The following is a 14,489-nucleotide window of genomic DNA, read 5'->3' on the forward strand; positions in this document are numbered from 1 at the left end:
TATTTTTCATAAGCACCCTAATCAGAGGAAATGATTGAAATTCAAACCTGCTGAGAGCTGAAAAAGAAAAAACGTCCCTTCAAGTGAAAGGACGTCATCTTCTTGAACTATATGATCGAATCCAGCTGATCGTACAATTTCCCCCATCTGGCTTTTAATTCAGAGAAATCTCTGGATTCAGAAGTTAGGCTTTTCAGCCGTTCTTCAATGGCTATAAGCTCTTCCTCAATTTCCTCCGCCGTCATTTCTTTTGCTGCTGGTACTTTTGGCGGTGCAGAAAACGTGCTTTGTTCAGCGGCGGCCGCGAAAACAGGCTCCATTTTTTCTCTCGTCCAGGAGTAGCCTCCTTCAAATGGATAAACCTTGCCTCCGTGTATCCAAGCTGTTTTCGTAAACAGTTTTTCTAAAAAATATCGATCATGGGACACTGCCAGTACGGTCCCATCAAATTGCTCAATTGCATCCTCCAATACCTCACGCGACTCAATATCCAGATGGTTTGTCGGTTCATCCAGTATTAAAAGATTGATGTCTTTTTGCATCAGCTTCGCAAGCTGGATTCTCATCCGTTCTCCTCCGCTTGTGTTTTCCATATTCTTGAAAACGGACGCACCGTAAAAAAGGAATTTTGCCAACGTGTGTCTTGCATCTTCCTCAATCATGGAAAGGCCTTCACGAAAATATTGGATAACGGTCATTTTCCCCTCTGCTGCAGAAATCAGCTGCTGGGCAAGGTATCCTGCCTTTACACTGCTGCCGAGCCGTGCTATACCGCAATCCGGCTTCACTTCACCTAAAATCATCCTGATAAGAGTAGACTTGCCTGATCCATTTTCTCCGACGATTGCCAGACGGTCACGGTATAAGATCTCTAAATTTACTTCCGAGAAAAGTTTATTCCCGCTGAATTCCTTCGCTGCACCCTCTATCGTTATTGCTCTTTTGCCGCTTCGCTCCGAGCCTTCGAACTGCAGACCCATTTTCCTGTGCTCCAAAACCGGTCGCTTCAGCTTCTCCATTCGTTCCAATGCCCGTTCCATATTCCGAGCGCGTTTATGAAGGCTTTCACTCGGTGGATTTGCCTGATTCGCCCATTCTTTAAGCTGCTTGATCGCTTCCTTCATCTTTCTAATCTTTTTTTGCTGCTCCTGATAGGCTTGAAATTCATTTAGCAGCCTTTTCTGTTTTTTATCTATGAATTTCGAGTACTTGCCGGGATAGACCGTTATTTCCCCTTCGTCCAAATCCATAATTTTCGTTGATGTTTCGTCAAGAAATTGCCTGTCATGAGAAATGAGAACCACCGTTCCCTTGTATTCCTTTAGAAACTGTTCAAGCCATTCCACAGCATGTATATCTAAGTGGTTTGTCGGTTCATCTAGCAGCAGGAGTTCAGGCTCCTGAAGCAAAATCAGCCCGAGTCCGACCTTCGTCTTTTCTCCTCCGCTCAGCGAATGAAAAGGCTGATTCAGCAACTCTTTGATTCTCAGTCCTGCTGCCACTTTATTCAGCTTGGCATCCGCCTCATATCCTCCACCCCTTTCAAATTGCTCCTGCAGGCTGCCGTATTGGGTAAGTTTCCTATCTAAATCAAACGAATTGGCAGATGCCATCTCTTTTTCAAGTATGGTCATCTGTTCTTTTATAGCAAGCAATTCAGTAAAAGCTCTCCGCAGCATTCCCTCTGCCGTTTCTCCCTGTTTAGATTTCGGAATTTGCGCAAGATATCCCGTTTTCGCCCCCCTGCGAATGGAAATAACACCCCCGTCAGGTTCCTCGATCCCTTTTACTAACTTAAAAATAGTTGTCTTACCTGTTCCATTCCTTCCGACTAATCCAATCCTGTCATTTTCATGTATTTCAAACGATACGTTTTCAAACAGCATGTGTCCTCCAAAGGACTTGGAAATATTTTGACCCGAACAAATAATCATCATTATTACTCCTTTTTCAATGGTTTTTTTATTTAAAGGAGCATAGCTGTTTAAAAAACCTATAAATACGGACACAAAAAGAGAGAGCTAACAAGCCCTCCCTAATCGCACAGATATTTAGGCGGATAAGAGATCTTCTTAACATTCCGGTTCAGCTATGCAGTTGCGAAAAAAGGACAGACTTATCCCGTTGGCAGCTGCAGCATGAAAAATCGCACGGCACAAATAAAGGAAACTCAATCTCTCAGCCAATGCAATCACAGAACGTTTCATCTCTTCTCCACCTCCTTCGAACAGTAATTAGTACTAGTATATACAAAAAGTGTTTTTCTGACAATTCTATTTTTTTGCATTTATGTTTTGGCATTTCCTGCAAACAAAAAAGAGCACCCTTCACGAGTACTCTTCTAATAAACTTCCATATAGGGCAGGATGACTGTAACTCTCGTCCCTTGGCCATTTTCGCTGTCTACTTTAATTTTGCCTTCGTGGTTTTTAAGAATCTCCATGCTGACGGCAAGTCCCAAACCTTTGCCTGCTTCTTTAGTTGCTGAGAATGGGATGAAGAGCTTCTCTAGGATTTCATTTTCTATTCCGCACCCATTGTCTTCAATAATAATTTCAATGGAATCTGCTTTCAGATTTGTGAAGATTTCAATCTTTCCTTCACAGTCGTCAGCCTTCAAAAATGATTCCATTGCGTTTCTAACGATGTTCAAGATTACTTGCTTAATTTTCTTATTATCTACAAAAAGAACCGGATTTTTCAGATTGGCCTGATAATGCACCTCACAGCCGAAATGAATCGCTTCTCTTTTTGATGTCATTGCCGCATCATCAAGGAGCTGGGAAAGCAAAACCTTCCTTTTCGACATGACGGGCGGACGTTCATCAAACAGGTACTCGTATAGGTCATGATTAGCCCGGCTGAGCCCCTCGAATGTAAGATTTTTATCATCTGGATCAATCAAGTGGGGCTTCACTTGGTTAAAGAATCCTTTTATGCTTGTAAGCGGGCTCGATATGTCAGTTGAGATGCTGGCAGCAATCTCCTTAAATGAACGGAGATGGTGATTCTGCACGGCAATCTCCTTCATCTCTTTAAGGGATTTTTCAAGCTGTGTATTTTTTTCAATTAATGACATATTTGCCTTCATCAAATCTGCTTCAAGATTCTTCATCGCTTGATAAACAGGCTCCAGAGAATCCTCTTTATTGATGCAGAAGATGTGAATCGTGTCTTTATTTTCATACTGAATGTATATGTCAAACAAACACAGCGGTTTGTTTTTCGTTTTCATGTTGAGTTCAATCTTGGAAATCGACGGCGTATCCAGTATAAACGAAGCCGCCTTTTTTTTACTGCCTATTCCTACAATATCAATGAAATTTCCGGTCTCATCGAATTCACTGAACGTTCTCTTCGAAACAGAAAGAATGTTCAGTCTCCGATCAACCATGAAGTAGGAAAATGGTATTTTTTCATATTTATTAGACATTAATTGCATTTCCATGTTGAACAGTCCTTATATATTTAATTAAATCCTCAATTTCCGTCAGATTACGGATGACCATGGTGTTAGGAGGACAATGAAATTCAAGATCATGGCTCTCAGCCAGCTTTCCTCCTACCATAATAGTAGGTCCGAAAGGCAATTTTTCCAGTTCGTATATATACTTGTTGATTAGCGGCAGATTATAGGCTATGTTTACCGAAATCCCAATGACTTCAGGCTGGTATTTGTCTGCAAAATCCAACGCATGCTCAAGTGGCAGGTTCGCACCCAGGCATTGGGATTCCCATCCGTTCTCCTGAAAATAATTTGCTATCATATGAACGCCTAAATCGTGCTCCTCACCTTCCACACAGAAAAACATCGCTTTTTTCTTTTTGAGCGGCCTCACCTCATGCGGATGTTTCATCATGTGGTAATACTTGTAGGAAAGCAGATTTTTGCACACATGTGATGCTACATGTTCATCGGCCACTGTTATTACATTTTCTTCCCAAAGCTCGCCAATATAGTACATCGTTTCTTTTAGAGCGTCGTAGAACTCGATACTGTCTTTACCGAATGTAACTGATTCTAAATAGGTCCAGGCTTTCATAACCTTTCCATTTAATAAAAGCTTGCTAAGCTCCTCTACTTGAAATTTCATTTCTCCTCACCTGCCTTTAGTGATTTTGTTAGCCCGTCTACTAAAGGGTAACATATGTGAATTCCTTTAGGTACCATTACGAACAAAAACCAGATGGTATGTTCGCCTCATTTTTCATATTAGAACAACTTCATCAATACCCATTAATTTTTAAGGCAAAACCAAATCCGGAAAACTATTTTTAATTAATCCAGGAAAGAATAGCCGCGGCCTCTGTACCAGTTCTTCCTTCTTTGGATGAAGGATGCCGGTATATATCGAATTGGAAGGAATTTGTTCGGAGTGTGCAGCCTGGATATACAAGCTGAGAAGTTTTTTGAGGTTCACTATATGTTTCTAGGTTCAATCTTTAAAACCCTTTAGAGATTGTGAAAATCATAAACAACTTGTTGTTTTGATCAAGATCGCCTATGCCAATGGTAACATACCCTCCTCAATAATAAGGTTTTTGTCCTGCTTTGTTACATAAATTTAATGATTCAACAAACAATAGTTAGTAGAAAAAGGAATGATAAGGAGGATTTGGAATGAATCCGCAGGAAAGCTTGGCGGGAAGCTTAAAGCAAAACAAACAGACGATTATCAACGCGCTGCACACGATGCAGGATTTATCCTTTCATTCTCTTTTGCTTCCTTCCCAGCCTGCAGTTGAGGGCTGTCTTATTCGGCTGAAAGGGATTTCTGATGACACAAAGGTTACTGAAAAAGTGCTTCATCCTTTACTCTACGCAAATGAGCTTCCTTTAAAAAAAGATTTCCTCAAAAAACTGACCCAAAGGGTATTAGCGAGTGATCTATCAGCAGGTTCCACTTGCCAGGAAGCCGTCCAAGCGATTCTGGAGGGACATACGGTTCTGCTGATTGAAGGATATTCAGGATTTATTGACCTCGAAACCACCGGGGGAGCACGCAGAGCGGTGGAGGAGCCATCCTCACAAATGGTCATCAGGGGGCCAAAAGAAAGTTTTAATGAGACCCTCAGGACAAATACCGCCCTTATCCGCAGAAGGCTGAAGACACCGGATCTTAAGCTGGAGGAATATGTAATCGGCGAGGTTTCGAGTACAAAAGTGAACCTTATGTACATCGAAGGCAAAGTAAGTCCAGAGACTCTAAGATTGGTAAAAGAGCGATTAACAAGCAATGAATCAAAAATCGTTTTGGAATCCGGTTACATCGAGAGGATTTTGCAAGATCATCAAGTTACGCTGTTTCCCACTATGAACAATACGGAAAGACCAGATGAGGTTGTAAGCAGTCTGATTGCCGGAAGAATAGCGCTGCTCGTGGATGGCACGCCTTTTGTATTGCTATGCCCCACAAGCTTTAAGCACTACTTTTACTCTCCCGAGGACCAATATCAATCCAAAATGGCAGGCAAGCTTATTTTATTTCTGAGATATGCAGCTTTTTTCCTATCCGTTTTTGCTCCATCTATTTATATTGGAATGATTACTCATCACCAGGCACTGATCCCTACATCTTTGCTTATCAGTCTTTATTCTCAGCGGGAGGGTGTACCCTTTCCTGCACTCATTGAGGTACTCATCATGGAGGTAACCTTTGAGATATTAAGGGAAGCCGGGGTCAGACTTCCCAGAGCAATCGGTCAAGCCGTTTCCATTGTGGGAGCACTTGTTATCGGCCAAACAACCGTACAGGCAGGACTTGTTTCAACAGCCGTAGTAATTGTCGTTTCCATCACGGCCATCTCAAGCTTCACCCTGCCGAATTACAGTTTAGCCATTACAGCCAGGATGGTCCGCTTCATTTTAATGTTTGTTACCTATTTCCTGGGCTATTATGGATTAATGCTTGCCACCATTATGTTCATGGGACACCTTTATCACCTTACGACTCTAGGAACTCCCTACATGTCGAAAGGGACACAGGCTGAAAAAGGAGGCGGCAATTCGTGAAGAAATGGATAGTCATGCTCTGCGTCCTCCCAATCCTATCATCATGCGGAACCCAGCAGGAGCTGAATGATATGTCGATTGTCATCGGGATTGGAATGGATGAAGCAGGTGATGGATATCAGGTCACTCTCCAGCTTGTAGATCCGAGCGAAATATCAACCGGTGCCGGAATGTCACCTGGCGGAAAAGCGGTACCGGTTATTAACATGGTTGGTGATGGCCCTTCCATTAACGAAGCTTTTCAGGCAGCCGTCTCTAAAATTTCGAGGAGGACTTTTTACAGCCATCTATCTGTGGTGGTTATTGGTGAGAGCATGGCTAAAAGAGGAATCAACGAAATTATCGAACATTTGGAACGCGGTTCTGAAATTAGAAGCAGCCTTTTGCTTCTGACAGCAAAGGATCAGACAGCACTGGAGGTGCTGTCTGCCCTTCCTCCTTTAACGAAGGTTCCAGCCTTATCCGCTATCGGAAAGCTCGAGAACAATATGGAGAATTACGGAACCGTTACAAAAGTCAACATCGTCGATTGGGCAAAAGCGAACGACCGTAAAGGAACCTATGCCGTTATGCCTGGAATATTTAATCATGGCGATCCAAAGGTATTTACTAAACAGGAAAACCTCGAACAGAGTGAGCCTTTTTCGACCGCTGTCGGGTATACCGCTATTTTCGGTAAGGATTCCAAGCTGCTTTACTGGATAGGGCCAGAGGAAACGAAGGCGATGCTGATCCTTCAAAATCAAATCCGGCGGACATTTGTTAACGCGCCCTGTGACCATGAGCACATCTCATACGAATTGCCTTTTTCAAAATCCTATACGGATGTCTCAGTCAAAGATGGGAAAGCTAAAATCCGCATACGGGTTCATACGAGGAGTGAATTGTACTCCCTCGGCTGCATGAAAAAAGAAAAGCTTACAGAAGAGATGATACGGGATTTGGAAAGAAGAATGACAAGCAAGCTCAAAACGGAAATAGAGCGAACTATACAAATTGCACAGAATCATCATTCAGATATTTTTGGATTCGGACAAACACTGGCATCCCAGGATAAAAAGAAATGGAAAGAAATAGAGGATCACTGGGATCAGTTCTTTCAGGAAGCTGAAATCAGCGTAGATGTTTCTACTGAACTGCTGAGAGGCGGCGTGGTTGAAAGTCATATGTAAAGAGGGATCAGTATGAGCAAAGTGACTGCCAAGGAAATGTTTTATTTAATATTCATATTTGAAATCGGCAGTGCAATTCTTTTGGATCCTGCAAAGCAGGCGATGAAGGACGCATGGCTTGCGGTATTGCTTGGCTACGCAGCAAGTATTCCGCTGTTTTTAATGTATATAGGGCTGTCTAAGCTTTCAGGTAAAAAAACGATGGTTGGAATTCTCATCATGCTCCTGGGAAAGAAAGCCGGAACGATCGCCTCCTCTCTTTACGTTCTGTACTTTTTATACATCTGTGCACGTGTCCTCAGAGACTTTGGTGAATTGCTGATCATCACCGCTTATGATGAAACCTTTTTAATCGTGATCAGCAGTTTTATGATGCTTGCTGTGATGTATTTAGCCATTAAAAGATTTCATGTATTTGCCGGTGTCTCAAAACCATTATTTTTTGGAATCACAATCCCCTTTTTTATCGTAGTAGGATTTGAAATCATCTCAGGAATTGTGGACATTCATGAACTTTTGCCGATTGCAGAAAATGGTCCAATGCCGATATTGAAAACAATTTTCCCTACGATCATGACTTTTCCATTTGGAGAGATGGTCGTTTTCACGATGTTCTTTCCGCTCGTTCAGGAAAGTGCCAAGCTTATCAAAGTAACCCTTTCTTCTATCTTTTTCGCCACCTTGATTTTGAGCACCACTGCACTGCTCCATGTTTCCATTCTTGGAGCAGAAATGACAAAAAGCTTCGTATTTCCGATTCTAGCTACCGTCTCATTGATCAATATATCGGATTTTATTCAGCGTCTTGATTCAATTGTGGTCGTTCTTATGATTATTGTGGGATTTACAAAAGTGTTCATGTTTTTCTATGCAGCACTCAGAGGCACCATGGAAATCACAGGAACCAAAAATCCCATACCTCCCGTGCTAATCTATGGAGTGGCCATGATTGCCTCATCCCTGTTTATTGCCAATACTCAATATGAGCACTTTCAGGAAGGGCTCATATTCGTGCCTTATTTTCTTCATGTCCCCTTTCAAATTGTATGTCCAGCCATCATTTTAGCCATACTTTGGCTTAAGAAAAAAAGAACTCAGAAGAAGGGTGCGGCAAATGAAGTTCCTAAAGAAGCTTAAAAAAATCATGACAGAGATCAAGACCGTCCTCTTTGCTTTACTCATCGTCCTTCTTCTGATGATTTCTATGGTCCTTATCGATTTTTATCAAGGCTATTCATGGAGCATGGTGATCAAAACGTTCAGCTACGAGCTTAAGACTTCTTCCATGAATGACCTTTTTTCCCTGCTGATATTTGCACTTATGATTGTGATTTATCTATATATCACCAGCATTAAGAATGGAAAAAAGAAGCAGAAGACAGCGGCTAAAGGAGGTAAAAACCCTTGAACCAGAATAACAAGAGACTGATGGCTATTTTATTCCTATTCACCCTTGTACTAGTGAATAAGAAAAAACTGCTGCTGCGGTTTATGCCGTTCGGAATCTTCATGGTCATGATTTTGAGTATGGGCAAATTATGCAGGGTCTCTGGCGGAAGAAATGGTGAGACGATTGTGAATATAAGTTTTACGCTCGGTCCTTTTTTATACCGGATGCTATGGATTGCTTTTTCAATTTTTATAAGGCTTGCCAAATTGCCATTTTGGGTTAAAAAGAGATTTTTCACTATGGATTCGAGAAATTAATTTTTTATAATTAAAAAGAGCCCAGTGGATTCCACTGAGCTCTTCTTTCTTTATTAAGCAGATTGTCTTGCACTGGCATCTGCAGGATTGATAGGAGTTTCCCGGCTTGTTTTCTTGATTTTCGGCACAGGCAATAGGAACGTTGTAAGCGGAACAAATGTAATCAGTCTGATTGCAGCAACACAGATAATCATAACGGCAATGTACATTAAGCCCACATATTGAACATTCCAATATGGTTCCGGAAGATGCCTCGCCATTAAATAAAGCACCATAGGGTGAATCAGGTAAATTCCCATCGAGTACTTGCCAATGAGCACAAGCGGCTGCTTTATGATTGAAAACTTAGAGAGAAGCGGATAAATCCCAATAGTCGCGATACTTAGAAGCGGAATATTTGCAAGGTTTGAGATCCTGCGGTTTGATACATACCCCTTCATCTTGTACTCGATCACCGCTCCAGCTGAAACGGCTAGAGCGAGAATCAGCATCTGAATCGGACGCTTCAGCGCGTAATTGCGGATACCCTCCCAGTAATAGGCAAGGAATGCACCGAATGCAAAATAGAAAATCCAGATTGGCATAAACGATTTGCTTGCAATGAATTCTCCAATCGGACCCTCAAACGGAGGTTTAATTCCGTATAGGTTGTAACTAATTAAGAAGGAAATAAACAAGAAAATAAGAATCGTCGTCTGCGTTCTAAACAGCTTTTGAAGAAGTGGAAAAACAAGATAAAATTGCACTACGATTGAAATAAAATACAAATGATAAAACGCATTTCCTTGTATAAAGCCCCCGATTTCCTCTATCGGATCGCCAAATCCCTGGCCGTTATAAACGTACATCATATAACGATATGCAACACTCCATAAAATAAAAGGAATAATAACCTTTGAAAAACGTGATTTCATAAACTTTCCAAACTGAAATCCTTTATTCCGTACTTGTAAAAACAACAGAAAACCGCTGATGACCGCAAAAATCGGTGTGCCGAATCGGCCGATCTGGTTCAGGAAATACGAAAACCAATCATACGTATCATTATTCATACCAGAATTTGTTGCGGAAACGTGTACCGCCACAACAGCTAAACAAGCAAAGGCACGCAGGAAATGAATTTCAAACAAATAAGATTTACCGCTCTTCTGACTGGCCTCTTTTGCCATAACGATCACTCCTTTATTAAAAAAAGACTCCTTCATCATTTTAAGCTGAAAAGCTGCCGAAATGGTGGCGTTCTATCAAAAGGCTTCTTTGGTCTCGTTTTCGATTCAAGGTCTTAAGATAGAGACTTTCAGATTGTAAGCGTTATCTCCCTGCTGTCCCGTATAAGCAAATAGTCATCTACTAACAAAGATGTTTACAAAATGGTGTTTTTGTCATTAATTGTTGAAAAAGGCAGAATCGCGGTATATCAAGGATTGTAATGACCACCAATAAGAGGTTTGCGAAAATTGTCGAATTTAGCAGAAACAATGGAATCTAGTGGGATTTCTTCCCATCAGGGAGTCCGAGCTTCAGCCAATTCTTACTCTATATCAGCCGGTTCTCACTCTATATCAGCCGGTTCTTTCATGATTCCAGCCGGTTTCATTGATTTTCCAGCCAAAAATTTTTTACCAGCCGATCGGGACCTTTTTCCAGCCGCTTCCCACTCTATATAAGCGGGTTCTCTCTAAATTCCTGCCGGTTTCACTGAGTTTCCTGCCAGAATTTTTTTACCAGCCGATCGGGACCTTTTTCCAGCCGCTTCCCACTCTATATCAGCCGGTTCTCTATAGATTCCAGCCGGTTTCACTGAGTTTCCAGCCAGAATTTTTTTACCAGCCGATCGGGACTTTTTTCCAACCGCTTCCCACTCTATATAAGCGGGTTCTCTCTAAATTCCAGCCGGTTTCACTGAGTTTCCAGCCAAAATTTTTTTCCAGCCGATCGGGATCTTTTTCCAGCCGCTTCCCACTCTATATCAGTCGGTTGTTTCATGATTCCCCCGCTTATTTAGCCGGTCCGTCAATCGAATATAGCCATTCCTCTTTTTTCTGTCCATTCGCCCACACTATTCGGCCGTTCCAGCTTGCAATTTAGCCGTTCCCCCCGCTTATTTAGCCGTTCCGGCAACCCAATTTAGCCATTCCTCTTTTTTCTGTCCATTCGCCCACACTATTTGGCCGTTCCAGCTTGCAATTTAGCCGTTCCCCCCGCTTATTTAGCCAATCGGCAACCCAATTTAGCCATCCCTCTTTTTTCTGTCCATTCGCCCACACTATTTGGCCGTTCCAGCTTGCAATTTAGCCGTTCCCCCCGCTTATTTAGCCGATCGGCAACCGAATTTAGCCGTTCCTCTTTTTCTGTCCATTTGCCCACACTATTTAGCCGTTCCATTCTTCAATTTAGCCGTTCCCCCCGCTTATTTAGCCAATCGGCAACCGAATTTAGCCGTTCCTTTTTTTCTGTCCATTTGCCCACACTATTTAGCCGTTCCATTCTTCAATTTAGCCGTTCCCCCCCACGTAGTTGCCCAGTCGTAAATTGCCCTTGTCAGTTGTTCCCTTAGCTGCTCACAGCGTTCACCCATTTAAAAAAGCGATACCCCATAAGAGGGTACCGCTTCAGATATTAATTGGTATAGTTTTCGCTCAGTTCTGCCCCTTCTGCTTTACGGGTTCCAGCTTTCTGTTTAAATCTAGGCAAGCCGAATGCTATGGCTAAAATACCGCATAGAAGGGTTAGCATCGGATAGAATGTGTACGGGAGAATGCTTAATGGAGATGCTTTTACAAGCTGAGCTCCGGCAAGCATTTGCGCTCCATATGGAATCAGTCCTTGTACACTGCATGAGAAAATATCCAGGATGCTGGCTGATTTTCGTTTGTCAATGCCGTACTGATCGGCAATATTTTTCGCAAGCGGTCCTGCTGTAATAATAGAGATTGTGTTGTTCGCAGTTGAAAAGTTTGTTGCACTGACAAGTCCTGCAATTCCAAACTCTGCGCCTTTTTTTGTACGGATGTTTTTTGTCATAGCGTTCAGGAGGAAGGCTATTCCTCCATTATGCTTGATAATTTCTACCATACCGCCAATAAGAACGGACAGGATGATAAGCTCGGACATTCCAGAGATGCCTTTCATCATCGTTTGAGAGAATGTCAGGATATTGAAGCTTCCGTCTGCCAGCCCAATAATCCCGGTTAAGACAATTCCGCCTCCAAGCACGGCGACTACATTCAAGCCGGCGAGCGCTGCAACGAGTACTCCAATGTAAGGGAGCAATTTAACAAAACTGAATTCCTTCGGATTGACGGCTGAGTCCATTCCAAGTGAGATGGTAAACAGCACGATAACCGTAACAATCGCTGCAGGCAGGACGATGAAAAAGTTCGTTTTAAATTTGTCCAGCATTTCAGTCTTCTGTGTGCGGACAGCGGCGATTGTTGTATCGGAAATAAAGGATAAATTATCTCCAAACATAGCTCCTCCAATAACAGAAGCAACAGCCAGGGCAACCGGTATTTCGGTTTCACCGCTGATTCCCGCTGCAATTGGTCCAAGTGCCGCAATTGTTCCCATTGATGTACCCATTGAAATCGATACAAATGCTGCAATAATGAAAAGTCCTACTACTAAAAAGCTTTGAGGAAAATAGGTTAAAAACACGTTAACCGTTGATTCAACCGCTCCCATTCCTTTGGCAGCTTCAGAAAAAGCCCCCGCCAGAATGTAGATAAACACCATAATCATAATATCCGTTTGCCCTGCACCTTTAGCAAATCGTTCAACCTTCGAGGTCAGGTTTTCTTTTCTATTCATGAACAGTGCCACAGTTACTGCTACTAAAACGGCTACAACCATTGGAAGCTTGTAGAAATCTCCAGTTATGACACCCGCTAAAATAAACAATGCTACGAAAACCAGCAATGGCAGCAGCGCCAGCGGATTTCCTTTCGCTCCATCTTTCAAATCCATTTTCTCCACCTCACTGCTATTCGATTTTTCCAGCATGAGCAATCTTATAATGCCAGAAGATTCACCTTATAAAAAAGACCCCTTCTTATCCTTTTAAGAAGAGGCCTTAATACACAATAATCAGGACACTCTTCTTATCTTCCAAGCTCTGGAGCTTGCTGGATTTGGCACAGCACTCTTTAAAAAAGTCCGCTGCCGAGGCATCGCAGGGCCAGTCCCTCCGCCTCTCATAATAAGAAGTTGAATTTATTTAAGGGTTTTTCAAAAACAATCTTTTACTACCTTAAGGGCTGTCAGAGAAAATGTCAAACAAAAAAATGCATGAATTTTACTTTTCCAATAAAATAATAACCTTTTCAGATAGATAGAAAACCTTTTCATTTCCTATATGCCAGGGCCGTGTATCGCATGCACAAAAATATTATCGCACTCAAACATTTACAATTATTGCTATCGATTCGTAAATGGATTTTTCCATTCCATTAATGCTCCGCAATTGAAGGATTCCTCATCCTCTATATAATTGCGGATCACCTTCACTGGCGTCCTGCCGCAGCGGAGCAAAAATGTGAGGACAGGATCCTTCAATTCTCCTTTAACTATCGCATCAACATATTGTTCAGGGGTCATTTTCCCGGCATGTTTTTGATACCCTGGCATTCTCCCTCCGCCAAGGAGCCTGTCCAGCCCTTTATAAATAACCACGTCATACATAGAGGACATAAGCCACTTCCCGAGTCCCGCTTTCCGATACATAGGACGGACACCTATATCTACCACATATAAGGTGTTTCCATTAGGCTGATGGCTGCGTATGTATCCATCATCTGTGATTTCTTTCCACGTATGATCCGGATAAGCCGGGTCAAAATTGATTACTAGACCGGTGATGGAACCGGCAAGCTCTCCATTTACTTCTATGCAAAGCGCTCCTTCTGCAAAGAAATTCACATGGCTGCTCAGCTGCTCCTTATTCCACAAAAGCTCAGAAGAAAAAGGCGGAGGAAAGCTCTCTTGCTGAATGCGAATCAGCCCCTCAAAATCCGGTTCCATATAATTCCGAATAACTGCAGGCGTTGGTCCATTCTCATCGAAAACGTAAAAGTCCTTCCTGTACATTGGTTTCCCCCGTCTCAATACTTTAGATAGTAACTAATACCGCTTTTTGAGATTTAGAAACCTTTTTAAAAAAGCAGACCACTAAAGATGGTCTGCTTTCCGCTTCAACTTTCGGATTCTTTAAAATGAATGGATTTTACTTTCTGGGTCTTTTCATTAAATTCAACTGTTACAAATAATCCGAATTCCCTGCTGCCCTGGCGAACCCAAAGCTTAAATTTTTCTGCTGCCAATTCAGCATCCACTTTTTCACGGCCAATATGCTTATAATCAAGCAGCTTGGCATCCGGATACTTACGCTTAACCTCTTGTATAGCTATTCTAGACCACTTAGCATATGCGGGCTCCTGCTGGTGTGCTGAGTAAACAAGCCTAGGCTCAGCTATCCCTGCAAGTATACCTGCTATAAGAAAACAGGAAATCCATTTTTTCATATTACGTAACACATCCCTTTTTCTTTTAGGTTGGCGCAAACCGCAAAAAAAAGACGTGCATTAAGCACGCCTTTTTTA

Annotated in this window: 13 protein-coding genes and 1 riboswitch; of the genes, 5 read left to right on the plus strand and 8 right to left on the minus strand. The window is 42.2% G+C overall.

All coding sequences use genetic code 11. The features are described 5' to 3' along the window. Positions 1-107: 107 nt before the first annotated feature. The 4 genes from abc-f to AS29_RS08755 form a co-directional block, all read right to left on the minus strand. Positions 108-1,934, minus strand: a complete 1,827-nt coding sequence (gene abc-f, locus AS29_RS08745; RefSeq protein WP_082883787.1) for a ribosomal protection-like ABC-F family protein — start codon at positions 1,932-1,934, stop codon at positions 108-110. Between the two features lie 138 nt (positions 1,935-2,072). Further along, the gene (locus tag AS29_RS21945) at positions 2,073-2,207 is read right to left on the minus strand and encodes an RAxF-45 family protein (protein ID WP_331712019.1); all 135 of its coding nucleotides are present in this window, start codon (positions 2,205-2,207) and stop codon (positions 2,073-2,075) included. Between the two features lie 134 nt (positions 2,208-2,341). Then, positions 2,342-3,448, minus strand: coding sequence for an ATP-binding protein (locus AS29_RS08750; RefSeq protein ID WP_082883781.1), 1,107 nt, complete (start codon positions 3,446-3,448; stop codon positions 2,342-2,344). Then, positions 3,426-4,094, minus strand: coding sequence for a cobalamin B12-binding domain-containing protein (locus tag AS29_RS08755; protein WP_035404954.1), 669 nt, complete (start codon positions 4,092-4,094; stop codon positions 3,426-3,428). Before AS29_RS08755 ends, AS29_RS08750 begins: the two co-directional genes overlap by 23 nt. A gap of 527 nt (positions 4,095-4,621) precedes the next feature. Between AS29_RS08755 and AS29_RS08760 the strand changes: the two genes are divergently transcribed. The 5 genes from AS29_RS08760 to AS29_RS08780 are packed head-to-tail and all read left to right on the plus strand — an operon-like array spanning position 4,622 to position 8,892. Then, positions 4,622-6,013 (plus strand): spore germination protein, encoded by a 1,392-nt coding sequence (locus AS29_RS08760; RefSeq protein WP_051860542.1) that lies wholly within the window; start codon positions 4,622-4,624, stop codon positions 6,011-6,013. Next, complete coding sequence (locus AS29_RS08765) at positions 6,010-7,185, plus strand: Ger(x)C family spore germination protein (RefSeq protein WP_035404956.1); 1,176 nt, start codon at positions 6,010-6,012, stop codon at positions 7,183-7,185. The genes AS29_RS08760 and AS29_RS08765 overlap by 4 nt, the downstream gene beginning before the upstream one ends. A gap of 12 nt (positions 7,186-7,197) precedes the next feature. Further along, complete coding sequence (locus AS29_RS08770) at positions 7,198-8,322, plus strand: GerAB/ArcD/ProY family transporter (protein WP_035404958.1); 1,125 nt, start codon at positions 7,198-7,200, stop codon at positions 8,320-8,322. Beyond that, positions 8,300-8,593, plus strand: a complete 294-nt coding sequence (locus AS29_RS08775) for a hypothetical protein (RefSeq protein WP_035404960.1) — start codon at positions 8,300-8,302, stop codon at positions 8,591-8,593. Before AS29_RS08770 ends, AS29_RS08775 begins: the two co-directional genes overlap by 23 nt. Continuing rightward, positions 8,590-8,892: a hypothetical protein gene (locus AS29_RS08780; protein WP_035404962.1), complete on the plus strand. Its 303-nt coding sequence runs from the start codon at positions 8,590-8,592 to the stop codon at positions 8,890-8,892. The genes AS29_RS08775 and AS29_RS08780 overlap by 4 nt, the downstream gene beginning before the upstream one ends. Before the next feature lie 53 nt (positions 8,893-8,945). Here AS29_RS08780 and AS29_RS08785 read toward each other — a convergent pair whose 3' ends face one another. From AS29_RS08785 to AS29_RS08805, 4 genes are all read right to left on the minus strand, one after another. Beyond that, entirely contained in the window at positions 8,946-10,061 is a 1,116-nt protein-coding gene (locus AS29_RS08785; RefSeq protein WP_051860543.1) for an acyltransferase, read from the minus strand. A gap of 1,450 nt (positions 10,062-11,511) precedes the next feature. Then, positions 11,512-12,858: a Na+/H+ antiporter NhaC family protein gene (locus tag AS29_RS08795; RefSeq protein WP_035404965.1), complete on the minus strand. Its 1,347-nt coding sequence runs from the start codon at positions 12,856-12,858 to the stop codon at positions 11,512-11,514. A 131-nt stretch (positions 12,859-12,989) separates the two neighbouring features. Further along, a riboswitch (SAM riboswitch) is annotated at positions 12,990-13,097 on the minus strand. Between the two features lie 211 nt (positions 13,098-13,308). Beyond that, entirely contained in the window at positions 13,309-13,977 is a 669-nt protein-coding gene (locus AS29_RS08800; RefSeq protein ID WP_035404966.1) for a GNAT family N-acetyltransferase, read from the minus strand. A 104-nt stretch (positions 13,978-14,081) separates the two neighbouring features. Next, a complete protein-coding gene (locus tag AS29_RS08805; RefSeq protein WP_035404967.1) occupies positions 14,082-14,411 on the minus strand; it encodes a YqzG/YhdC family protein in 330 nt (109 codons plus the stop codon). Between the last annotated feature and the right edge of the window lie 78 nt (positions 14,412-14,489).

This window comes from Bacillus sp. SJS, from assembly GCF_000732485.2.
Lineage (GTDB): Bacteria > Bacillota > Bacilli > Bacillales > Bacillaceae > Metabacillus_B > Metabacillus_B sediminis.